The organism is Candidatus Accumulibacter aalborgensis, from assembly GCF_900089955.1.
Lineage (GTDB): Bacteria > Pseudomonadota > Gammaproteobacteria > Burkholderiales > Rhodocyclaceae > Accumulibacter > Accumulibacter aalborgensis.
The window spans coordinates 1-21,642 of sequence record NZ_FLQX01000147.1 but is presented as its reverse complement, the minus strand read 5'-3'; the positions used below and the strand labels follow the sequence as shown (position 1 = coordinate 21,642).

Annotated in this window: 18 protein-coding genes and 4 pseudogenes; 16 read left to right on the top strand and 6 right to left on the bottom strand. The window is 64.0% G+C overall.

All coding sequences use genetic code 11. The annotated features are described in order from the left end of the window. Positions 1-5: 5 nt before the first annotated feature. Entirely contained in the window at positions 6-1,058 is a 1,053-nt protein-coding gene (locus ACCAA_RS18595) for an acyltransferase family protein (protein WP_186408747.1), read from the bottom strand. A gap of 85 nt (positions 1,059-1,143) precedes the next feature. Next, positions 1,144-1,869, bottom strand: coding sequence for a YebC/PmpR family DNA-binding transcriptional regulator (locus ACCAA_RS18590; RefSeq protein ID WP_186408746.1), 726 nt, complete (start codon positions 1,867-1,869; stop codon positions 1,144-1,146). Between the two features lie 141 nt (positions 1,870-2,010). Here ACCAA_RS18590 and ACCAA_RS18585 point away from each other — a divergent pair, with 141 nt between their 5' ends. The 4 genes and pseudogenes from ACCAA_RS18585 (at position 2,011) to ACCAA_RS18570 (ending at position 5,637) form a co-directional block, all read left to right on the top strand. Further along, a complete protein-coding gene (locus ACCAA_RS18585) occupies positions 2,011-3,546 on the top strand; it encodes a helicase HerA-like domain-containing protein (protein ID WP_186408745.1) in 1,536 nt (511 codons plus the stop codon). A gap of 150 nt (positions 3,547-3,696) precedes the next feature. Beyond that, a pseudogene (locus ACCAA_RS18580) lies at positions 3,697-4,356 on the top strand (GlxA family transcriptional regulator); the annotation flags it as partial. Positions 4,357-4,580: 224 nt separating this feature from the next. After that, a complete protein-coding gene (locus ACCAA_RS18575) occupies positions 4,581-5,039 on the top strand; it encodes a hemerythrin domain-containing protein (RefSeq protein WP_186408744.1) in 459 nt (152 codons plus the stop codon). Continuing rightward, positions 5,026-5,637: a hypothetical protein gene (locus ACCAA_RS18570; protein WP_186408743.1), complete on the top strand. Its 612-nt coding sequence runs from the start codon at positions 5,026-5,028 to the stop codon at positions 5,635-5,637. Before ACCAA_RS18575 ends, ACCAA_RS18570 begins: the two co-directional genes overlap by 14 nt. A gap of 8 nt (positions 5,638-5,645) precedes the next feature. On the opposite strand, the pseudogene ACCAA_RS22270 reads toward ACCAA_RS18570, so the two are convergent. After that, positions 5,646-5,904, bottom strand: a pseudogene (locus tag ACCAA_RS22270) (oxidoreductase); the annotation flags it as partial. A gap of 736 nt (positions 5,905-6,640) precedes the next feature. On the opposite strand from ACCAA_RS22270, the gene ACCAA_RS22265 reads away from it, so the two are divergent. Beyond that, positions 6,641-6,904: a hypothetical protein gene (locus ACCAA_RS22265; protein ID WP_245754673.1), complete on the top strand. Its 264-nt coding sequence runs from the start codon at positions 6,641-6,643 to the stop codon at positions 6,902-6,904. Positions 6,905-6,912: 8 nt separating this feature from the next. Next, positions 6,913-7,131, top strand: coding sequence for a GNAT family N-acetyltransferase (locus ACCAA_RS22260; protein WP_245754675.1), 219 nt, complete (start codon positions 6,913-6,915; stop codon positions 7,129-7,131). 356 nt (positions 7,132-7,487) lie between these two features. Here the strand turns inward: ACCAA_RS22260 and ACCAA_RS22255 are convergent. Beyond that, positions 7,488-9,975: pseudogene (locus ACCAA_RS22255) on the bottom strand (class I SAM-dependent DNA methyltransferase); the annotation flags it as partial. Further along, a complete protein-coding gene (locus ACCAA_RS18550; RefSeq protein WP_186408740.1) occupies positions 9,972-10,472 on the bottom strand; it encodes a YbaK/EbsC family protein in 501 nt (166 codons plus the stop codon). The pseudogene ACCAA_RS22255 and the gene ACCAA_RS18550, both read right to left, overlap by 4 nt. 266 nt (positions 10,473-10,738) lie before the next feature. Between ACCAA_RS18550 and ACCAA_RS18545 the strand changes: the two genes are divergently transcribed. The 8 genes from ACCAA_RS18545 (at position 10,739) to ACCAA_RS18510 (ending at position 17,656) form a co-directional block, all read left to right on the top strand. Continuing rightward, entirely contained in the window at positions 10,739-11,491 is a 753-nt protein-coding gene (locus ACCAA_RS18545; protein ID WP_186408739.1) for an SDR family oxidoreductase, read from the top strand. 14 nt (positions 11,492-11,505) lie between these two features. Next, the gene (locus ACCAA_RS18540; protein ID WP_186408738.1) at positions 11,506-12,327 is read left to right on the top strand and encodes a pyruvate, water dikinase regulatory protein; all 822 of its coding nucleotides are present in this window, start codon (positions 11,506-11,508) and stop codon (positions 12,325-12,327) included. Positions 12,328-12,415: 88 nt separating this feature from the next. Next, positions 12,416-13,520, top strand: a protein-coding gene (gene prfB, locus ACCAA_RS18535; protein WP_186408737.1) for a peptide chain release factor 2 whose coding sequence is annotated in 2 segments (ribosomal slippage) — positions 12,416-12,496 and positions 12,498-13,520 — 1,104 coding nt in all. Because the reading frame shifts where the segments join, the coding sequence is not laid out codon by codon here. Positions 13,521-13,616: 96 nt separating this feature from the next. After that, complete coding sequence (gene lysS, locus ACCAA_RS18530) at positions 13,617-15,131, top strand: lysine--tRNA ligase (protein WP_186408736.1); 1,515 nt, start codon at positions 13,617-13,619, stop codon at positions 15,129-15,131. Positions 15,132-15,180: 49 nt separating this feature from the next. Next, positions 15,181-16,389: an FAD-dependent 5-carboxymethylaminomethyl-2-thiouridine(34) oxidoreductase MnmC1 gene (gene mnmC1, locus ACCAA_RS18525; protein WP_186408735.1), complete on the top strand. Its 1,209-nt coding sequence runs from the start codon at positions 15,181-15,183 to the stop codon at positions 16,387-16,389. 18 nt (positions 16,390-16,407) lie between these two features. Further along, the gene (locus ACCAA_RS18520) at positions 16,408-16,998 is read left to right on the top strand and encodes an O-methyltransferase (protein WP_186408734.1); all 591 of its coding nucleotides are present in this window, start codon (positions 16,408-16,410) and stop codon (positions 16,996-16,998) included. A gap of 155 nt (positions 16,999-17,153) precedes the next feature. Then, positions 17,154-17,396, top strand: coding sequence for a type II toxin-antitoxin system Phd/YefM family antitoxin (locus tag ACCAA_RS18515; protein ID WP_186408733.1), 243 nt, complete (start codon positions 17,154-17,156; stop codon positions 17,394-17,396). Continuing rightward, positions 17,393-17,656 (top strand): Txe/YoeB family addiction module toxin, encoded by a 264-nt coding sequence (locus ACCAA_RS18510; protein WP_186408732.1) that lies wholly within the window; start codon positions 17,393-17,395, stop codon positions 17,654-17,656. The genes ACCAA_RS18515 and ACCAA_RS18510 overlap by 4 nt, the downstream gene beginning before the upstream one ends. A gap of 74 nt (positions 17,657-17,730) precedes the next feature. Here ACCAA_RS18510 and ACCAA_RS18505 read toward each other — a convergent pair. Beyond that, positions 17,731-18,882: pseudogene (locus tag ACCAA_RS18505) on the bottom strand (FAD-dependent oxidoreductase); the annotation flags it as partial. Between the two features lie 230 nt (positions 18,883-19,112). Between ACCAA_RS18505 and ACCAA_RS18500 the strand changes: the two are divergent. Both ACCAA_RS18500 and ACCAA_RS18495 read left to right on the top strand, forming a co-directional pair. Further along, positions 19,113-20,834: a SulP family inorganic anion transporter gene (locus ACCAA_RS18500; RefSeq protein WP_186408731.1), complete on the top strand. Its 1,722-nt coding sequence runs from the start codon at positions 19,113-19,115 to the stop codon at positions 20,832-20,834. A gap of 4 nt (positions 20,835-20,838) precedes the next feature. Further along, positions 20,839-21,642: DinB family protein (locus tag ACCAA_RS18495; RefSeq protein WP_245754672.1), on the top strand; the 804-nt coding region annotated here is incomplete at its 3' end.

Below are 21,642 nucleotides of genomic sequence, written 5' to 3'. Positions count from 1 at the left end.
CCGTCCTAAACCACTGTGGCCAGATCGGCAAGACGCGGCTTTCGCTTCAGGCGCAGCGCCGGCTCCTCGATCATGTACCACGACACGACTGCGAGTGGCAAAGTGACCGCGAAAGCGGCCAACGCGTAAAGATAGACATTGCTCCATGGGTAAGCCCAGATGAGCAGTTGTTGAACGGGGAAGGCGTAGATATACATGCCATACGAAAAGTCGCCGTGTTTCCCGAAATTCCTTGAATGCCGTGACGGGATCTGGGCCAGGAAGAGCACCAGGTAGGGCCAGACCAGCAAATACACGACCCAGCCGATCTGCCTGCCGCAAGTCAGCGCGAGCAATCCCGCCAGCAGCCCTGCGATACGCCAGTCGTATCGGATGCGCTCACTTGCGAGATAGAGGGCGGTCCCGGAAAAGAAGAAATAGCCCAGCTTGAAGAACTGGTTCGCATCTGCGAGGCCAAGTATCCGCGGCAGCAGAAGCCATTCGTAGTGGATGGCCACGGCCAGGGCCAGACCGAGCAGCACCCCTGCTGCCACCAGCGTGCGGCACCGCAGGAGACCAAAGACGCCAAGCAGGCCAAGCCAGACATACATCGCCATCTCGTAGGGCAATGTCCAGAGCGAGCCATTGACCGCTCCCGGAAAGGGATTCCCTCGGAAAACGCCGGGCAGGTCATGATTGATCGCCATCACTGCGTTGGCCAGGTAACGCCACGTGGTGGCATTCGAGAAGTAAGCTGCGGGGGGCAAGGTGCTGACCACTGGCCCGAGGAAGAATACCGCCATTGCCACCACAGCAAAGAGACCCGGACAAATGCGCAGAAGACGGTTCCTCGCGTACTTCCACGGATCATTGGCGCGCAGATAGGACGCAGCGACCAGGTAGCCGGAGATCACGAAGAACGTGGCCACGCCTAAGGCACCTCCGCTTTCGTATCCGGTCAGCGCGACGATGGGTTCCGGGTTCAGCCCGGACAAGGGGTACGCATGGCTGAACAGGACCAGCGTCGCGGCGACGAAGCGGATCAGATCGAGGTTGTTTTCATGCCTGCCGAGTTGCATCAGGATACCTTCAGCCTGCGCCCACGCTCATTTCGTGCCGCACGCCTGATGCCTGGCCGTTCATCTTCGCTTGCCCACTGCGGCATCACTCGTCGATGACGACGCTGGTGTACACCTCCTGTACGTCATCAAGGCCTTCGAGAGCGTCGATCAGCTTCTGCATGCGCACCGCTTCGTCGCCGGTGAGCTGGGTTTCGTTCTCGGCCTTCATTGTGACGCCGCCAAACTCGACCTTGAAGCCGGCGGCTTCGAGTGCCTCCTTGACCGCCATGGTGTCGTTCGGCGAGGTGATGACTTCGACCGAGCCGTCATCGTTGGTCAGTACATCGTCAGCGCCGGCTTCGATCGCGGCGTCCATCAGTGCCGCTTCGTCGGTGCCCGGAGCAAACAGCAACTGCCCGCAGTGCTTGAACTGAAAGGCGACACAGCCATCGGTACCGAGGTTGCCGCCGTACTTGTTGAAGGCATGGCGCACGTCGGCGACGGTACGCGTCTTGTTGTCGGTCAGACAATCGACGATCACCGCGGCCCCCCCTATGCCGTAGCCTTCATAGCGGATTTCGACATAATCGACGCCTTCGAGCTCGCCAGTTCCCTTCTTGATCGCGTTATCGATCTTGTCCCTGGGCATGTTGACGCCCTTGGCCTTGTCGACGGCGAGGCGAAGACGCGGATTGAAAGCCGCATCGCCGCCACCCATCTTGGCCGAGACGGTGATTTCCTTGGCGATCTTGGAGAAGGATGCGCTGCGCTTCTCATCCTGGCGGCCCTTGCGGTGCTGGATGTTGGCCCACTTGGAGTGTCCTGCCATGCTGACCTCTCGTGATTGCTGGTGGCGTGCGGCTGTGGTCAAGGGGCACCCATCCGTCCGCAAATGGTCGATAATCGAGCAGCGCATTTTAGCACTTCCCGCAACCTCCTTCCTCACCCTCACCACTTTCCGGAGTCGATCATGGTCAAACCCCTTGTCATCGCCAGATACGAAGATGGCGAACCTCGCGAACTGGCCTTGTTGCCGGCGCTGGCCAACCGGCACGGACTGATCACCGGAGCGACCGGCACCGGCAAGACGATCACGCTGCAAGTGCTCGCCGAGCGCTTCTCGGCCATCGGCGTGCCGGTGTTCATGGCCGACGTGAAAGGCGATCTTTCGGGTCTGGCGGCGGTGGGCAGCCTGACGCCTCGGCTGGAGTCGCGCCTGCAGGCGCTGCGCGTCACGGATTTTGCGCCGGCGAAATGTCCGGTGACTTTCTGGGACGTCTTCGGCGCGCAAGGGCATCCGGTGCGGACGACGATATCGGATATGGGGCCGGTCCTGCTGGCACGACTCCTGAATCTCAACGACACGCAAGCCGGTGTCCTGCAACTGGTATTCAGGATTGCCGATGAGAGCGGCTTGTTGTTGCTCGATCTGAAGGATTTGCGGGCGATGATTCAGTACGTCGGCGAGAACGCGAAGACCTTTACGACTGAGTATGGCAACGTCTCTGCCGCGTCGATCGGCGCTATCCAGCGCGGCTTGCTGACGCTCGGCGAGCAGGGTGCAGAGGATTTTTTCGGTGAGCCGATGCTCGATATCGCCGACCTGATGCAGACCGATGACGGCCGGGGGGTGGTCAATATCCTCGCTGCCGACAAGTTGATGGGCTCGCCTCGCGTCTACTCGACTTTCCTCCTCTGGCTGATGTCCGAGCTGTTCGAACAGTTACCGGAAGTCGGCGATCTCGACAAACCGAAGCTGGTTTTTTTCTTCGACGAAGCGCATCTGTTGTTCAATGAGGCGCCAGCGGCACTGCTCGAAAAGATAGAGCAGGTCGTGCGGCTGATTCGCTCGAAGGGGGTCGGCGTCTACTTCGTCACCCAGAATCCGCTCGACATTCCCGACACCGTTCTCGGTCAGCTCGGCAACCGCGTTCAGCATGCCCTGCGGGCGTTCACACCGCGCGACCAGAAGGCAGTCAGAGCCGCCGCGCAGACCTTGCGCGCCAATCCGAAGTTCGATGCCGAGACGGCGATCAGCGAACTCGGCGTCGGCGAGGCGCTGGTTTCCTTCCTCGACGAACAGGGGCGGCCAAGCGTCGTCGAGCGCGCCTTCATTCTGCCGCCGGCCTCGCGTATTGGTTCGCAGACCGCCGAAGAGCGCCAGGTGGTGATCAAAAGCTCGGCGATCTATGGGCACTACGAGGCCATGGTCGATCGCGAGTCGGCCTACGAGAAGCTCAAGGGATCGGCTGCTGTTGCCCCGCAGGACGGCGGCGCCCCGGCTCCCGCCGGTGGGCAGGCGCCAGCCACTGGTGGAGGCGGCTGGCTGGCTGGTCTGGGCGATCTGTTCGGCGTCGGCTCCGGCACGGGCCGGGCGCGTGGCGGCGATTCGGTCGTCGAGACGGCGGCCAAGAGTGCCGCACGCGCCATTGGCTCGCAAGTGGGCCGCGAGATCATTCGCGGCGTGCTCGGCTCGATCCTCGGCGGCGGTTCGCGCCGGCGTTGAGTTCCGCCGGCGGGCACAGCACTTCTTTGATCGGAGATGGCCGGTTTTGTCCTCTTGTTGGCCTGTTGAGGCATGGTTTGTTCTGCGACAAATCCTTACGATGACCGCACGTCAAACAAAGGAGGTCGTGAAATGTCCGCAAATGGTGTCGTCAGGGCAGGAGCACTGCTGCTGGCCGCTGCCGGGTTGCTTGACGGCCGGCGGTGCACCACGCATCACAGCCTGATCGCGGCGTTGCAGGCCGCCGCACCGGCGGCGAAGGTCGAGGAGAACCGGGTCTTCGTCGAGGATGGACCGGTGCTCACCAGCGCCGGTATCACCACCGGCATCGACCTCGCTCTCCATCTGATCGAGCGCCATGCAGGTGCCGAGCTCGCCGGCCGCGTCGCGCGTCGGCAGGTCGTCTATCAGCGCCGTGGCGGCAACGATCCGCAGATCTCGCCCTGGCTCGCGCACCGCAACCACCTGCACCCGGCCGTGCACCGCGCGCAGGACGCCATCGCGCAGGACCCGGCTCGCTCATGGTCGCTCGAAGAACTTGCCGGGTGCGCCCATGTCAGCGCGCGCCATCTGACGCGCTTGTTTGCCGAGCACGCAGGGATCAGCGTGGTCGGCTATCAGCAGCGGCTGCGCGTCGCGCGGGCGCGCGAACTTCTCGTCGACCGGCAGCTCTCGGTCGAGCATGTCGCCGAACTGGCCGGTTTTGCCTCGGCTCGGGACTTCCGGCGCGTCTGGCAGCGCTACGAGGGCGGCGCGCCGAGTGCGCTGCGGACCACCGGCAAGGAGCGACTATTTGCCACAGGCAACTAGCCTGACCTGTGACCGGCTCACTCGTCAAGCAGGCTGCGCAGCGTCCGCGCTGTCTTCTCATTCCTCCAGGCGCTGGGTCAGCAGATCAGCGCTTGGCTGGTCGTTCGCGGTCCACTATTCCGTGCCTGGACGAAGCAGGCAACTGATCGGCTGCCCCGGCCATGCGAGCCTGGTGTACCATTCCGCATGAACGGGACTTTCCGTTGCCAGCCGAGGTTCCCGGGATGAAGCGTCGCGCCGCGTTGATCGAGCTATCGAGAGAACATCATGGCGCACTCGTGCTGACCCAGCGCATCGCCAAGGCTCACGACACAGCCGCGGTGGCCCACTTGATGGACTCGGTGCCGGCCATCTTCCGCAGCGAACTCGAGCCCCATTTCCGGATCGAGGAAGCATCCTTGTTGCCACGGCTTGCCGCAGCCGGCGAAGTGGAGCAGGTGCGCCGAACGCTTGCCGAGCATCGCGAGCTACGGGATCTGGCCGCCAAGATTGCCGCCGGTGACCGCAGCCGCCTGAAACCCTTCGGCGCTGCGCTCAACGCTCATATCCGCTTCGAGGAGCGCGAATTGTTCGCCACCGCCGAGTCCGTCCTGCCGGCAGCGTTCCTCGACCATTCCGGGCAGACTTGCGACCCGGATCCTGACCCAACGCTGCACGAGCCATGGTGCCATGAAAACCCCTGAATTTTTCGATGACATTCCGCGCATCTGCCTGCGCGACCCGCTGGCCGACTTTCTCGGCGCCGCCGACGGCGGCATCGTCGAGTACAGCTACCTCGACGCAGTCAAACTCGCCGGGCATTCGTGCCCGACGGTCGCCTCGGCCTTCTGGCTGACCCGACAAGCCCTGCGGGCCCTGTACAGCGAGGAGCTACCCGAGCGTGGCGGGCTGCACGTCGAGTTTGCCGCAGCCGCTGCGGATGGCGTCACGGGGGTGATCGCCAATGTCGTCTCCTTGCTCACCGGGGCCGCCGGCGAGGGCGGATTCAAGGGGCTGGGCGGACGCTTCGAACGTCGCGCGTTGCTGTCATTTGGTGCGGACATCCCGTTCGAAATACGCTATACGAGGCTCGACGGCCACGGCCAGGTCGATGCCGCGGCGCACCCGGCGCGGGTGCCCGCCGACCCGGCAATCGGCCCACTCATGCAGCGCTGCGTGTCCGGACTGGCTGATGCCGACGAACTGCGGCGATTCGGCGACTTGTGGCAGCAACGCGTTCGCCGACTCCTGCTCGACCACGGCAACGATGCAGCGGTGTTCACGATTCGCCGGAGTGTCTGATCGATGCCAAGGCTGATTTCACGTGTGATCGAGTCCCGCTTGCCGACCTCGAGATCGCGCGCCAGATGTTCCCAGGCTTGGCTACGTACCGGCAGCGGGGCCATCACGCTGTCGATGCCCTAGAGGGTCACTCCGCGCAGGATGAGGGGGGGCGACCGTCGCCGGAAAATCCATTCCGCGGGCGAGGCCGCAGGCGGTGACGGCACCACCGTATCTGGTCGTGGCACAGGCGTTGGCCAGCGTATGGCTACCGACAGTACCGACGACTTTTCGTGCCAGTGAACTCCGCAGCAGGACTCTGGTCAGACAAAGTCCGGCAACACGCCACAGCAATCTCAAGGAGGACGACGCGATGTCAATCTGGCTCTTTGTGATTTATGTTCTGGTTGGCTTGGTCGGCTGGCTCTGGTGGACGCGGATGCGCGTCGACGGCCAGCGTGAGGCATCCGGGAACCCGACGCCGCGGCCCTATCGCTGCGTAGTGATAAAACCCCACGACGACGCCTGCCCCGGGGTCAGGCGTCTTGAAGGCAAGCGCTTCCTGGCTCGGGCGGCGCCACCGCTGCCCCTCGACGACTGTAGCGGGTTCGGGTGTCGATGCCGGTACGCCCACTTGGCCGACCGCCGGGACGGTGAGTGCCGCCGATTGAATGCCCGGCAACGCGGCCTCCCTCCGGATTCGGTCAACGGCGATCAGCGCAGCGGCAGCGATCGCCGACGGTACGATACGTTCGCATCAGGCGCCGCTCACTGACGCTGCCTTGATGATCTTGTCAACACGCGGTTCCGTGTCTCGTCATTCTCGCGAAGGCGGGAATCTGGTAGAGCAATCATATGGTTTTAAAGGAAACAAGTTGTAGATCCTGGATTCCCGCATGCGCAGGAATGACTGTCTCGCAGGGCTGCCGCAATATTTTCACAGCCCCTGAGGGTCGGCCACCAGGCACCGACTTGGCAGTGCAGCGAACTCGCGTTGCTCGCTGCTGAACTGGAATCAGGCTTTATGAAAATCCGCGACACGCAACCGATGGATTTCTCGCAGATCCTCGCGCTGAACGAAGAGTCAGCGCGCTTCCTCAGTCCACTCAGTGCAGAGCGCCTGGCGTTACTGCACGACGAAGCGGCCTACCACCGCGTACTCGAGCTGGACGGTCGAGTCACCGCTTTCCTCATGGCATTGCGCGAGGGAGGGGCTTACGACAGCCCGAACTATCGTTGGTTCGTGGCGCGATACGCCAGGTTTTGTATGTCGATCGGGTCGTGGTAGCCGCTTCCATGCAAGGCCGCGGCATCGGCAAGCTCTTATATGAAGATCTCTTTGCATTTGCAAAGAGTAGCGGAGCGAGCCTCGTTACCTGCGAGTACGACGTCGACCCACCGAATGCGCCATCCCGGCGTTTCCATGAAGGTTTCGGCTTCAAGGAGGTTGGCTCGCAGACTGTCGTGTCGGCACACAAGCGCGTTTCCCTGCAGGCGGTCTTGCTTGAGCGTTAGTAGGGAACCAACTCCTGATGGGAGCGTGACCAATCGAGAGGCATTTTCTTCGTGGCTCAGCCAGATCGATTCCCGCATGCGCGGGAATGAGGGCCTTGCAAGGCTGCGGCAATATTTTCACAGCTTCTGAGCTGGCGGTCGCCTAGCCAGCGCCGGTCAGCAGCGCTCCCTGACGGCGGAGGCGGCCGAGCGCTTCGAGCGTGTCGATGATCTGCGGCAGGCGCTTCTTCCATGCCCCTTTGCCGGTGAAGCGCGCCGCCAGCTCGGCTTCGGAAAGGGGTGTAGACGAAGCGGTGAGCAGACGGGCGACGGCGGCGACCTGTTCGGGCAGGGCAGATGGCCACGGCGTCGGTCGGCCCAAAGATCCACCAATTGTCTCGGTAGGTGGCTCGTGCGTTCTGATCACGTTCTGGCTTTACACGTTCGAGCACCCATTGATAAGTCGCAGGATAGCGGGCACGCACCTCGTCGGCGGTGAAACCGAAGAGGTCGATCAGGAGCGCGCCGCGTGGCCTGTCGGTCAGGTCGCGACCGTTGCGGTAGACCTTGATCGGGGCGTCGGCTTCGAGGCGTCCAGCCTCTTCGGGGGTGACGATAAAACCGCCACCGTGCAGTTTGAAACCGGGCGAGCTGATACCGCTGTTCGCTTGCAGCGCCTTGGCTGCCGCCACGTTCGCGCCGATCCGCAAGTCTGCGTGCAGCGTTCCCGTCTGCTCCTGCAGCGTCACGTCCAGCCCTTCGCCCTTGCCTTCGCGCTCGTCGATCACGCTCAGCAAGCGGCCATCTCCGCCGGTCATTGTGCCGACGGTCATCGCAATACGCACGGCGGCGCCGTCAGCGCTGTCGACCCAGGGGTGGTCGGGTACGGCGAAGGCGAGAGAAACACCCTTGTCGAGTGCGCCCTGCACGACGCGGCGGTTGAAGGTCTGCTTGAGGCTGTTGGTCGTGATCAGGCCGAAGCGCTGCGACTTGCCAGTCGCGACGAGTTGGGCGGCGTGATGCCACCAGAACATCACGAGGTCGGCCGATTCGGGAACATCCTTCCACGCGTTGCGCAGCGCTTCGACATAGCCGTCGCCGAGTGCGGCGCGCATGCCGCCAGCGCCGATGAACGGCGGATTGCCGACGATGAAATCGGCCTGCGGCCACTCGGCGCGGCGCGGGTTGATATAGCGCTGCAGCGGCCTACGGGCGTTTTCGTCGGGCACGGGTTCGCTGGTCACCGGATGCGTCCTGGTCGTCACACCGTCCCAGCGGCTGACGGGCAGGCCGCGCTCGTCGAGAACGGTTTCGACCGCGTCGTAGGCCAGCACCGCGTCGCGGCATTCGATGTTCCTGAAATCCTTGAGGATCGGCTGCGGCGGCAGGCCGCTGCCGTGGGTGCGGAAGTGCCATTGCAGGTAGCCGATCCAGAGCACGAGCTCGGCGATGGCAGCGGCGCGCGGGTTGAGTTCGAGGCCGACGAACTGGTGCGGGTCGACGGTCAGTCCTTCGGCCTCCAGTCGCTGTTGGCCAGCGCCTAAGGCGTTCAGTTGGTCGAGCACCTCGCCTTCGAGGCGCTTCATGTGTTCGAGCGTGACATACAGAAAATTCGCCGAGCCGCAGGCGGGATCGAGGACGCGTACCTGGCACAGGCGGTGGTGGAAAGCGTCGACCTCGGCGCGCGCAGCGTCGAGTCGGCCTTCGTTGGCCAGCAGCAGCGCGGCGGCCTGGACGTTGCGCCATTCGCTACGCAAGGGCTCGACGACGGTGGGCAGGACGAGGCGTTCGACGTAGGCGCGCGGCGTGTAGTGGGCGCCGAGGGCGTGCCGCTCGCTGGTCGACAGGGCGCGTTCGAGCAGGGTGCCGAAGATGGCGGGTTCGACCCGTCCAGTCGGCGTAGGCGGCTTCGATCAGCAGGCCGATCTGGTCGCGATCGAGCGCAATCACCTCCGGCTGCTTGAACAGCTTGCCGTTGAAGCGCGGCAGCGTGGCGCGCAGGACGAGCGAAAAGCCGCCGCTGTCCATCTCGCGCCACAGCGCGGTGAGCAGCGGGACGAATTGCTGCGGGTTCTTCTGCAGGGTTTCGAGCAAGGCGGTGAAGGCGCGCTTGCCGTCCTGCTGCGGCAGCAGGCCGACATCTTCGGCGAACATCGAGAACAGGCAGCGGGTGAGAAAACCGGCGACAAGTTCGGGGTGGTGGCCGGGGCCTTCGAGCGTCTTGGCAATCTTCGCCAGGTGGCCGGCAATCTCGCGCGTCACTCTGGCCGAGACGCGCGTCGGGTCAAGCGCCAGCGGGTCGCTCCACAGCGTCTTGAGGCGGACGCGGAGCGCCGCATCAGCCAGATCGGCGAGCCTGATGCGATGCGAGCGCGGGTCGGGGAAGGGCGTGTAGGTGGCGCCGGAGCGCGTGAAGTCGGCGTAGATCTCGATCACCCGGCCGACGTCGATGACCAGCAGGAAAGGCGGCCGGCCTTCATCGGGGGGCAGGGCGCGGGCGTAGCCTTCGGCCTGGCCACGCGCGCGCTGCATGGCGTCGTCGAAGCCCCTGGTCGTGGCGCGGAGCCTGATTTTCTTGGCTTCGAGCACGTAGGCGCTGCGCTTGTAGCAGTCGATGCGGCCCGTCGACGTGCTGCCGTCGCCGTGGTGAAAAGTGACGCGCCGCTCGAAGACGTAGGCGTTATCCCGCGTGTCCTCGCGCGCCGGGTCGGGCGCCGGCACGCCCAGCAGTTGGCAGAGATCGGTGACGAAAAGCTGGTAGTTGGCCAACTCGGAGCCGTCGGCGTGTTGCCAGCGAGCGATGAAGGCTGCTGGGGAGATGCTTGGCATGGCGCAGGCCCGAGGACCAACCGTCGCCAGGGTCATGCCGGCGCGTCGCGCGCGGCGATGTCGACTGCCTGCGCTCCGGTCATGGCCAACAATTCCGCTGACGACAGCTTGAAAACGGCGTGTGGATGGCCTGCGGCCGCCCAGACGCTGGCCAAGTGAAGCAAATCCTGGTCGACCAGAATGATCGTTTCCCGCAGGTGCCCGATCGGACAAACTCCGCCGATCGCGTAGCCGGTGTGCTCCCTGACGAATCTGGCGTCGGCCTTGCCCAGTGGCCCGACGAGCGCCGCCACTTTGCCCTCGTCGACACGGTTGGCGCCACTGGCAATCACCATCACCGCAGCGTCGTCGGAGAGGCGTCGGAAAACGATCGACTTGGCGATCTCGGCCACGCTGCAGGCGAGGCCCGCAGCCGCTTCGGCGGAGGTCTTGCCGCTCGCGGGGAGCATGATTACCGGCCGTGCGTGGCCGAGGCTCACGAGCCTGTCGGCCACTCTTTGGGCGGCAGCGGGGAGTGCGTTCTCTGCTTTCATCAGTGTTCTCTCTCCGCCAAGCGAGAAGTCGACTCATCGCCTGTGATCTCAGTGGACAAAGCTTGGCTGCCTGCCGAGGCGCCGTCAGCGAGCCCTGCCGATTGTCCAGACGCGTGACGCCAATGTCAATCTCCACCGCTGGCCATGCGACCATGCGACCATGCGACCATGCGACCATGCGACGGGCCGTTTGCGCGCCGGCAGACGAGCGACGATAATGTCGATCAGGGCCGGCTGTCGACGCCGGTTGAACAGGGAGGTGAGGGATGGATCTTTGGGCGTGCCCGACCGTGGTTACCGGAGCAGCGTCGGGCCTGGGTGCCGAGACGGCGCGTTATCTTGCCGAGGCGGGGGCCAAGGTGGCGCTGATCGACATCGACGCAGAGGGCGTGCATAAGGTCGCCGAGGAGATCGGCGGGCTGGCGATCCCTTGTGACGTGGCCGATTCGCTTTCCGCGGAAAATGCGCTGGCCATGGCGCGCGACGCCAACGGCGCGGCCCGCGTGCTGGTGCACTGCGTCGGTCGCGGCCACTCCGAGCCGATTGTCGGTGTCGACGGTCCGATGCCGCTTGACGACTTCCGGCAGCTCGTCGAAGTGAACCTGATCTCGACTTTCAACATGATGCGCCTCGCCGCTGCCGACATGGCGCGTTTGCCGCCGCTGGCCAACGGCGAGCGCGGTGTGATCCTGTCGACGGCGTCGGTCGCGGCGTACGAGGGCCAGAGCGGCGAGGCAGCCTATGCCGCCTCGAAAGGCGGGGTAGTCAGCATGATTCTGCCTGCGGCGCGCGAACTCGGCCCCCTGGGGATCCGCGTCGTCGGCATCGCACCGGGGCTGTTCGGCACGCAGACGCTGTTCAACATGGAGAAGAACCTCGATTCCCGGCTGGCGCACCAGATCCCTTTTCCGCACCGCTTCGGCGATGCCGCCGAGTTCGCCATGCTGGTTCTGCATGTCCTGAAGAACATCATGATCAACGGCACCGTGCTGCGCCTCGACGGCGGCTACCACCGCTGAGCGGCCGCCCGGAGATGAGCACCACGATTGTCCTGCACCTTGTCTCGCATGCCTCGGGCGAACTCGTCGAGATGCTGGCGCGCAACGCCGTCGCCCAACTCGCTGACGTCGAGGTCGCGCGGCGGCTGTGGAAGATGGTCCGCCGCCTGAGCCAGGTTCCCGAGATTCTCGGCGAGGTGGCGAACTCACCAGGCTATGTTCTGCACAGCATCAGCGATAGCGACATCCGCGAGGCGCTCGAAGAAGGCTGTGACCGTCTGGGGGTTCCTTGCCAATTCGCGCTCGAGCCGCTGATCAGTCGCCTGACCGAGCACTTCAGCGCGTCAGTGCAGGTCCACACCAGTTCGGGCGACGCTTTCGACGAGGACTACTACCGCCGTGTCGAGGCCATGAAGTACGCGCTGGCCCACGACGACGGCGTCGCCGGCGATGATCTCGCCGGCGCCGACGTCATCGTCGTCGGCGTGTCGCGAGCGACCAAGACGCCAACCTGCATGTATCTGGCTTCGCGCGGCATCAAGGCCGCCAACGTTCCGCTGGTGCCCGGCGCACCGCTCCCCGCCGGGCTGATGAGCGTGCGCGGGCCGCTCATCGTCGGGTTGATCGTCGATCCCGCGCGGCTGGCCATGGTTCGCACCGCCCGTCTGCAGGCGCTGAACCAGGACGCGAGTACCGACTACACCGACGTCGCAGCGTTGCGCAAGGAAGTGCTGGAAGCGCGCCGCCTGTTCATCCGGCGTGCCTGGCCGATCATCGACGTCACCCACCGCTCGATCGAACAGGCGGCAGCGATGATCATCGACATGCTCAAGGGACGCGTCGGCGGTCATCCTTAGCATTGCCCCTTCGCGAGGCTGCGCCCGCCCGGCCTGGAGCGTCGGGCGCTATAATGGGCGGCTCATTCATTCAGCGATCAGAGAGATCATGGAAGCCGAACAACTCAACACCCTCGAAAATCGGCTCGCCGACCTCGCAGAGCGGGCCTTTGAACTACGGAGGTATCTTTGACTACGATCAGAAAGCTGATCAGTTAAAGACCGTCGAGCGCGAGTTCGAGGACCCGAAGGTCTGGGACAATGCCGAGCGCGCGCAGGAACTGGGCCGCGAAAAGAGATCGCTGGAAAACGTCGTGCTGACGCTGAACCGTGTCGGCGACGGCTTGCGCGACGCCAGCGAACTGTTCTCCATGGCGCGCGAAGAAAATGACGACGACACGCTGGAAGCGGTCCTCGCCGACATCGATGGCATCGAGAAGGAAGTGTCCGGCCTCGAGTTCCGCCGCATGTTCAACAACCCGGCCGACCCGCTGAACTGCTTCGTCGACATCCAGGCCGGCGCTGGCGGCACCGAGGCACAGGATTGGGCGGCGATGCTCCTGCGCATGTACGTGCGCTACGCCGAGCGCAAGGGCTACGCTGTCGAAGTGCTTGAGGAATCCGAAGGCGAAGTCGCCGGTCTCAAGACGGCGAGCATCAAGATCTCGGGCGAGTACGCCTACGGCATGCTTCGTTCGGAAACCGGCATTCATCGCCTGGTGCGCAAGTCGCCTTTCGACTCTAACGCCCGTCGCCATACCAGTTTCTGCTCGGTCTCCGCCTACCCCGAAATCGACGACTCGTTCGAGGTAGACATCAACCCTGCCGACCTGCGCATAGACACCTATCGAGCTTCCGGCGCCGGCGGCCAGCACATCAACAAGACCGACTCGGCGGTGCGCATCACCCATTTGCCGACCAATATCGTCGTCCAGTGCCAGAACGACCGCTCGCAGCACCGCAACCGTGCCGAAGCGATGGCCATGCTCAAGTCGCGCATCTTTGACGCCGAGATGCGCAAGCGCCAGACCGAGCAGCAGAAGCTCGAAGACGCGAAGTCCGACATCGGCTGGGGTCACCAGATTCGTTCCTACGTGCTCGACCAGTCGCGAATCAAGGATTTGCGCACCAACGTCGAAGTCGGCAATACCCAGGGCGTACTCGACGGCGACCTCGACCAGTTCATCGAAGCCAGCCTGAAGCAGGGCGTGTGAACCGCGCCCGTGCGCTTGCCAGCGCATTGGCCACCACTCTTGCCCGCTCCCCATGACCAACCCGCAGCAGAACTGATCGCCGGAAATCCACTCATCATGTCCCGAGACGAAACCCAGCCCGACCACTCGCCGCAGCACGACGAAAACCACATCATCGCCGATCGTCGCGCCAAGCTCGCCGAATGGCGACTGACCGGCAAGGCCTACCCCAACGATTTCGCGCGCGAGAACACCGCCGGCAAGATCAGCGAGTTGTACGAGGTGAAGACGCGCGAGGAGCTGGATGCGGCGCCGGTTGAGGTCAAGGTCGCCGGCCGCATTATGCTCAAACGCGTGATGGGCAAGGCCTCGTTCATCACCCTGCAGGACCTCTCCGGCCGCATCCAGGCCTATGTCAGCCGCGATCTCATCGGCGAGGAAGACTACACCGCTTTCAAGCGTTGGGACATGGGCGACATCGTCGGCGTCGTCGGCAGGCTGTTTCGCACGCGCACCGGCGAACTAACCGTCGAGTGCTCGGAGATTCGCTTGCTCACCAAGTCGCTGCGGCCGTTGCCGGAAAAATTCCACGGCCTGACCGACCAGGAGCAGAAGTGCCGCATGCGCTACGTCGACCTGATCACCAGCGAGCCGTCACGGCAGACCTTCGTCGTCCGCAGCCGGATCGTGCAGTCGATTCGCAACTTCATGGTCCAGCACGGCTTTCTCGAAGTCGAGACACCGATGATGCACCCGATTCCCGGCGGCGCGACGGCGAAGCCTTTCCAGACGCATCACAACGCGCTGGACATGGAACTCTTCCTGCGCATTGCTCCCGAGTTGTACCTCAAACGGCTGGTTGTCGGCGGCTTCGAGAAGGTCTTCGAGGTCAACCGCAACTTCCGCAATGAGGGACTGAGCCCGCGCCACAACCCGGAATTCACCATGATGGAGTTCTACGAGGCGTACTCGGAATACCGCCAACTGATGGATTTCACCGAAGGACTGCTGCGCCACAGTGCGCGCGAGGCGCTGGGTAGCGAGCTGTTCGTCTACCAGGGTCGCTCGCTCGACTTCTCCAGGCCCTTCGCCCGCCTGACGATCAGCGAAGCGATTCGCCAGTCGCATCCCGGCATCAGTCTCGCGCAACTCGGCGACGCCGCCTGGCTGCGTGAAAAGCTCGCCGCGCTGAAGGTCGAAGTTGGGCCGGAAGCTGGCCTCGGCACGCTGCAGTTGAAGCTTTTCGAGGAGATGGCCGAGGCCGATCTGTGGCAGCCGACCTTCATCATCGACTACCCGGCCGAGGTCAGCCCGCTGGCGCGTCGCAGCGACCATAATCCGGAGATCGCCGAACGCTTCGAACTGTTCATTGCCGGCCGCGAGATCGCCAACGGCTTCTCCGAGTTGAATGACCCCGAAGACCAGGCGGCGCGCTTCCTCGAACAGGCGAAAGCCAAGGAAGCCGGCGACGAGGAAGCCATGTACTACGATGCCGACTACGTCCGCGCCCTCGAATACGGACTGCCGCCGACCGGTGGCTGCGGCATCGGCATCGACCGGTTGGTGATGCTGCTCACCGACTCGGCGAACATCCGCGACGTGATCCTCTTCCCGCAGATGCGGCCCGAGTAAGCGGCCTCTCCTGGTCACTCTGCCGAACCTGCCACCCCCCGCCCGGTTGATGACCCAGGCCATCGTCATCGGTGCCGGCCTGGCTGGCAGCAGCGCTGCCGAACGGCTGGCTGCGCGTGGCTGGACGATAGCCCTCATCGACCGCGCCGACGCGCCCGGCCAGGGCGCCTCAGGCAATCTGGCCGGTGTATTGCGCCCGCTGCCCTCGCTCGACGACAACCGCCTGGCGCGACTGACGCGTGCCGGCTTCGATCATGCCGGCGAGCATTTCGCGGCTCTCACGGCTGCCGGTCTGCCGCTGCGCTGGGGCCGGACCGGCGTCCTCCACCTAGCCCGCGACGAAACACACGCCGCGACCCAGCAGCGGGTAGTCGAGCTTTACCAACCGGCTGCCGATTATCTCCGTTTCGTCGATCGAGACGAGGCCAGCGCACTCGCCGGCTGGCCGGTCGCCACCGGCGGCTGGTGGTTCCCTAGCGGTGGCTGGGTCGATCCGGCTTCGCTGTGTCGGGCCAACCTGGCGCGATACGGCGCATTGATCCGTCCGTACTACGGCTGCGAGGTGGCGCGCATCGACCGCCATGCGGAGCTGTGGCGCGCGCTCGACGACAGCGGAGCGGTCATCGCGGAAGCGCCGGTCCTGATTCTGGCCAACGCGACCGATGCCAGGCGCTTCGACGTCGCCGCGCATCTTCCCCTGCGCGCCGCGCGCGGCCAGGTTTCTCATCTGAAAGCCGAGGCAGGTTCGCCACCGGGAATAGTCGTTTGCCGCCTCGGCTACGTGACGCCGGCAATCGATGGCCTGCGCTGTGCAGGCGCCACGTTCTCGATTGATGACTTCGATGCCCTGCTGCGCGACACCGACCATGCCGAAAACCTGGCCAAGCTCGATTTCATCCTGCCCGGTTACGGCCAAGGAATCCATCCGGAAGACCTGGTCGGTCGTGTCGGCTTCCGCCCGCTGGCAGCGGATCGCCTGCCAATGATCGGCCAGGTCGCCGACGCCGCGGCGGTTGACCCGAATCGCCCGTCGCAGCTACTGAGCGAAATTCCTCGCCTGCCGGGACTCTATCTGATCAACGGTTTTGGCGCCCGCGGCATCGTCTGGTCAGCGTTCGCCGGCGAACTGCTCGCCTGTCTGATCACCGGCACGCCGCTGCCCGTTGCCGACGATCTGGTCAGCGCGGTCGATCCCGCGCGCTTCCTGCGGCGTGGCCGCAGGAAGCGCAGTAGAGTCACGCTTGGCGTCGACTGCTAACGTGGTCAGGAGAACAGCGTGACCGAATCACTACAAGAACTGTTATTCGAACTAGAACAGTTTGGCTTGAGCAACGATGGCACCATAGCCGATCGGCCTCGGCGCATGCTGAACATCACCCGAGACACCGGAGAATTTCTTTCGGTGCTTGTCCGGGCTATGAATGCTCAACGCGTGCTGGAAATTGGAACGTCTAATGGCTACTCGACTCTCTGGCTTGCTTTGGCAGCAGAGTCAGTCAGCGGGCGCGTGACCACCGTTGAACTATCCGAGTTCAAACTTGCTCTTGCGGCAAAGAACTTCGAGCGATCAGGTCTCGCCTCGTTCGTTACCCAGGTGAACGGTGATGCGGGGGCCCTGCTCAGGAGTAGTCCCGAATCAAGCTTCGATGTTGTCTTTCTTGATTCGGAGCGCTCTGAGTATCCAGGGTGGTGGCCCGACATCAAGCGAGTTCTTCGTCAAGGCGGGCTTCTGGTCGTTGATAATGCCACGTCCCATTCCGCCGAGCTGGCACCTTTTGTGGCATTGGTTGCCGCAGATCCCGACTTCAGCACATGTACTGTGCCTCTCGGAAACGGGGAGTTCTTGGCTACTCGGGGTTCTCGGTAACCATCTCTGGCAATCATGCATCCATGCCTGCTCGCCAGGCGACCGGCCGCATGAAGCCGCGTCCGTCGCCTGAGCTTTCACGTTGGGCCGCTCCAAGTGGCGATTGACGTGGCGTACGTAAATACGTACCATAGCTTTCTCATTGGAGATCAACCATGACCACACTCACCGCCAGCGAAGCGCGAGCCAATCTGTACCGCCTCATTGATCAGGCGGCAGAGTCCCATCAGCCGATCCACATCGCTGGCAAGCGCAGCAGTGCAGTTCTCCTCTCGGCAGAGGATTGGCAGGCCATCCAGGAAACCCTGTATCTGCTCTCGGTTCCGGGCATGCGCGAGTCCATCAAGGAAGGCATGGCCGAGCCTCTTGGCGAAAACGCCAAGAGGCTCGACTGGTGAGCTGGCAGGTGGTTTTTTCCAGGTATGCAGAGAAAGATGCGAAGAAGCTGGACGCAGCAGGCCTGAAGTCAAAAGCCCAAGAGCTGCTTGCAGTACTTGCCAACGATCCATTCCAGAATCCGCCGTCGTACGAGAAGCTGGTTGGTGATCTTGCGGGTGCCTATTCTCGGCGCATCAATATCCAGCATCGCCTGGTCTATGAGGTCTTCGTCAAAGAGCGTGTTGTTCGCGTGCTCAGGATGTGGACGCACTATGAATAAGAGTGGCCCAAGCACACGTTTCAAGGGGCCGGCCGCATAAAGCCGCGGCCGGCCCCTTGAATGCGTACTCATTGATCGCGAAACCGGGCCATGAAGCGGCGGTCGATCCAGTCCTTCCAGCGCCACACCCAGCGGCCCTCGGCATGGAGCGCGCCGCGCGAGGCCACGGCATAGCGATCGCCGGTACTGACCAGCGCCAACCAGCGCCTTTGCGGCCGGTAGACGCGCAGCGGCAGGTCGCTCACCGAGCGGCGCAAGTTATCGGCCAGCGGCCGGCCCTGACGAACCGCGAAGACACCGGCCTTTTCGAGCGGCATGCCGATCATCGTCGCGCAATCGCCAGCCGCAAAAATCAGCGGATCGCTGACCGTCTGCAGGGTGTCGCCGACCTCGATGAAGCCGCTGCCATCGAGCGCCAGTCCGGTGTCGCGCAACCAGGCAGCGCCGCCGGCCTGCGTCACCCAGATCATCTCGTCGGCAGCCAGCGTCGCGCCGCTGCGCGTTCTCAACTGTCCGCGGGAAACCGAGCTGACCTCGGCAGAGCAATGCACGACCACCCCACGCGCGGCCAGGACGCGCTCGAAACTGCGGCGGACGTGGGCGTTGTGCGTCGGCAGGATCTCGCGCTCGGCGGAGAACAGATGGAAGGCGAGGGCGTCGGGATCGTTTCCCAGCCACTGCAGCTCGCGGCGCAGGCGATAGTGCATCGCCAGGGTCAGCTCGACACCCCCCGCGCCTGCGCCGACGACGGCGATGGTCATTGGCCCCGGGTGTTGACGGACCCGCTCGAGCAAGGCCAGCCAGCGCTCGTTGAAGCGCCGGATCGGCTTCACCGGGATCGCGTGCTCGGCCGCACCGGCAACACGGTCGACGGCTGGCGAGGAGCCAATGTTGATCGACAGGCGGTCGTAGGTCAGCGGCGGGCGATGACGGCAGCGTACCTGGCGTTGTTGCCGATCGATCCCGACGACCTCGTCGCGATAGAAGCGGGCACCGGCGAAGGCGGCCAGACGCGGCAGGTCGATATGCACGTCGTCATAGCTGTAGTGGCCGGCGATATAGCCGGGCAGCATCCCCGAATAGGGTGTGTGGGTGTCCGTGCAGATCACCGTCAGCCGTACGCCAGGCAGCGGGCGCATGCCGAAGTGCTTGAGCACGCCGACGTGGCTGTGTCCGCCACCAACGAGGACGATGTCTCTGAGCACGGTTTGCTGGCTGGCTGGCATGGCGAAATACCGTTTTAACTCATGTATCATGCCAGAAGTGGCCGCCGGCGCCCTCCGTTTTCGCTCCTGGCAGCAAAAAATAAACCCTGCAGTGGTAGGATGCGCTGACCTACACGAAGCGCATCGGTGGTGACTGATGCACTTCGTAGGTCAGCGCATTCTGCGAGATCTCGGGTTCGGCCAGCCGCTCGCTGGTCGCGCCGGGATGAGTTGCCGAGAGGGGGACGACAATGCAAGATAAAGAAGGGCAGGGCTTCAGGCTGCCGGTTTTCCAGGGCGTCCTGCCGGTGGATCGGTCAGGGCTGGGGCGCGACATCATGGCCGGTTTCACGCTGGCCGCGCTCGCCATTCCGGGGACGATGGGGTACACCAAGATCATCGGCACGCCGGTGATTACTGGCTTGTATACCATTCTCATCCCGATGAGCCTGTTCGCCATTTTCGGGTCGTCGCGGCATCTCGCGGTCGGAGCCGATTCGGCGACGGCGGCGGTGGTTGCCGCCGGTCTGGCCGGCATGGCGGTGCGCGGCTCGAACGAGTGGCTGGCCCTGTGCAGCTTGCTGGCCTTGATGGCGGCGGCGCTGATGTTTGCTGGACGGGTGCTCGGGCTCGGCTTTCTGGCCGATTTTCTCTCGCGTACGGTGCTCACCGGCTTTCTCTCCGGCGTCGGTGTGCAGGTGGCGCTGCTCGAGGTTTCCGGCCTTTTGGGCCTGCAGCGCACCAGCAACCAGCCGCTCGTCGAGATCGTACACGACCTGCGGCTGATCGGCGAGACCAATCTCTATGCCGTCTGGGTGTCGGTCGCCGTGCTGGCGGTGATCATTGGCGGCAAGAGGATTTCGGACAAGATCCCTGGTGGACTGATTGCCGTGGTGAGCGCCATTGGCGTCAGTTGGGCGTTGAATCTGGGCTCCCACCTGGAGACACTGGGCGCCGTCCCGAGTGGTCTGCCGACGCTCGGACTGCCGTCTGTGGATTGGAACTGGCCGCTGATCCAGAAACTCCTGCCCATCGCCTTTGCCTGCTTCGTGGTGATTCTCGCGCAGAGCGCCGCCACGTCGCGCGCCTATGCCGCGAAGTACAGCGATCGCTTCGACGAAAATGTCGACATGGTCGGCCTCGGCATGGCCAACCTTGGCGCCGGCTTGTCGGGTACCTTCATCGTCAATGGCAGCCCGACCAACACGGCGATGGTCGACGGGGGCGGTGGTCGCAGCCAGGTGGCACAGATCACCACCTGCGTTCTCGTACTGCTGGTGTTGCTGTTTCTCACCGGGCCGCTGGCGCATTTGCCCACCGCCGTGCTCTCGGCCATCGTTTTCCTCGTGGCGGTGAAAATGATCGATGTCCAGGGCCTGCGGCGGATTTTCGTCGAAGCGCGCGCCGAGTTCTGGGTAGCTTTGCTGACGGCTGCCACCGTGGTGGTGATTGGCGTCGAGCAGGGCATCCTGCTGGCCATGGTGTTGTCGCTGCTCGATCATGTGCGGCGAGGCTACCGGGGCAGCAATTCGATCATCGCGGCGGACAAGAGAACCAAGGGCTGGCAAATGGTTCCGCTGCACCAGCCGCAGCAGATCGCACCGGGACTGCTCGTTTACCGGTTCAGCCATAGCCTCTACTACGCCAACGCCGGGCAGTTCGCCGAAGAGGTCCTCGGGCTGGCCAAGGCCAAGACCAAGGCGCAGCCGCCTCTGGCGTGCCTGTGCATCGAGGCGGCAGCGATCGGTGACGTGGACTTCTCCGCCGCGGCCATGCTGCGCGACACCGGCAAGCTGCTGCAGGAGCAGGGTATCTGCCTGGTTTTTGCCAATCTCACTGCCGAGGTGCGCGGCCAGTTCGACCGTTATGGCTTGACCGAGAGCATAGGCACGCAGGCCATCTACGGCTCGATTCATGCGGTGGTGGCCGAATTCGAGGTCAAGCCGGCCGCCGGGACGGGCGGCGCAGCATAGCGACGTGGCAGCGAGCCGAATCTGGACGACCGCGGGCGCAGCAGACCTGCGCGATCGTTTCCTGCACGTGCGCCAGGTTAGCGAGTTTTTGGCCGCCCCGCTGTCCGCGGAAGACTGCGCACTGCAGTCGATGCCCGATGCAAGCCCGACCAAGTGGCACCTGGCGCACACGAGCTGGTTTTTCGAAACCTTCCTGCTCGAAAAATTTGTGCCCGATTTCAGACCCTTCGATGCAGCCTTTCGTGTGCTCTTCAACTCGTACTACCACGGCGTCGGCGATCGACATCCGCGGCCTGAGCGAGGGCTGATTTCACGCCCCGATCTGGCCACTATTCTTGCCTACCGGCAGCAGGTGACCGAATGCGTCGCCACACTGCTGCCGCGAATGTCAGCGCAGGCAGAGTTCACGGACTTCACCGCCTTGCTCTGGCTGGGTTGCCATCACGAGGAACAGCACCAGGAACTCGTCCTTACCGATCTGAAGCACCTCCTGTCGAAAAATCCGCTCAGGCCCGCTTACGCAACCCCCTTGCCGTCGACAACGATCGAACCCATGGATCCGCGCTGGATTGCCTATCCCGGCGGGCTGGTGGACGTCGGCCATGACGGCAGTGGTTTTGCCTTCGACAACGAGGGGCCGAGGCACTCGGTTTTCCTGCAGCCCTTCGAGCTCGCTTGCCAGCCGGTCACCAACGGTGACTATGCCGATTTCATTGCCGACGGCGGCTATCGCCGGCCGGAACTGTGGCTCTCGCTGGGCTGGGACTGGCGGCAGGCGAATGGCCTGGCGGCACCGATGTACTGGCAG

What these genes read in the sequence shown, in the direction of transcription:
- ACCAA_RS18540 (WP_186408738.1), top strand. Translation starts at nt 11,506, where the DNA reads ATGAGCACCACGATTGTCCTGCACCTTGTCTCGCATGCCTCGGGCGAA.
- ACCAA_RS18590 (WP_186408746.1), bottom strand. Translation starts at nt 1,869, where the DNA reads ATGGCAGGACACTCCAAGTGGGCCAACATCCAGCACCGCAAGGGCCGC.
- ACCAA_RS18550 (WP_186408740.1), bottom strand. Translation starts at nt 10,472, where the DNA reads ATGAAAGCAGAGAACGCACTCCCCGCTGCCGCCCAAAGAGTGGCCGAC.
- ACCAA_RS18595 (WP_186408747.1), bottom strand. Translation starts at nt 1,058, where the DNA reads ATGCAACTCGGCAGGCATGAAAACAACCTCGATCTGATCCGCTTCGTC.
- mnmC1 (WP_186408735.1), top strand. Translation starts at nt 15,181, where the DNA reads ATGACCCAGGCCATCGTCATCGGTGCCGGCCTGGCTGGCAGCAGCGCT.
- ACCAA_RS18585 (WP_186408745.1), top strand. Translation starts at nt 2,011, where the DNA reads ATGGTCAAACCCCTTGTCATCGCCAGATACGAAGATGGCGAACCTCGC.
- ACCAA_RS18500 (WP_186408731.1), top strand. Translation starts at nt 19,113, where the DNA reads ATGCAAGATAAAGAAGGGCAGGGCTTCAGGCTGCCGGTTTTCCAGGGC.
- ACCAA_RS18570 (WP_186408743.1), top strand. Translation starts at nt 5,026, where the DNA reads ATGAAAACCCCTGAATTTTTCGATGACATTCCGCGCATCTGCCTGCGC.
- ACCAA_RS18545 (WP_186408739.1), top strand. Translation starts at nt 10,739, where the DNA reads ATGGATCTTTGGGCGTGCCCGACCGTGGTTACCGGAGCAGCGTCGGGC.
- ACCAA_RS22260 (WP_245754675.1), top strand. Translation starts at nt 6,913, where the DNA reads ATGCAAGGCCGCGGCATCGGCAAGCTCTTATATGAAGATCTCTTTGCA.
- lysS (WP_186408736.1), top strand. Translation starts at nt 13,617, where the DNA reads ATGTCCCGAGACGAAACCCAGCCCGACCACTCGCCGCAGCACGACGAA.
- ACCAA_RS18575 (WP_186408744.1), top strand. Translation starts at nt 4,581, where the DNA reads ATGAAGCGTCGCGCCGCGTTGATCGAGCTATCGAGAGAACATCATGGC.
- ACCAA_RS18515 (WP_186408733.1), top strand. Translation starts at nt 17,154, where the DNA reads ATGACCACACTCACCGCCAGCGAAGCGCGAGCCAATCTGTACCGCCTC.
- ACCAA_RS22265 (WP_245754673.1), top strand. Translation starts at nt 6,641, where the DNA reads ATGAAAATCCGCGACACGCAACCGATGGATTTCTCGCAGATCCTCGCG.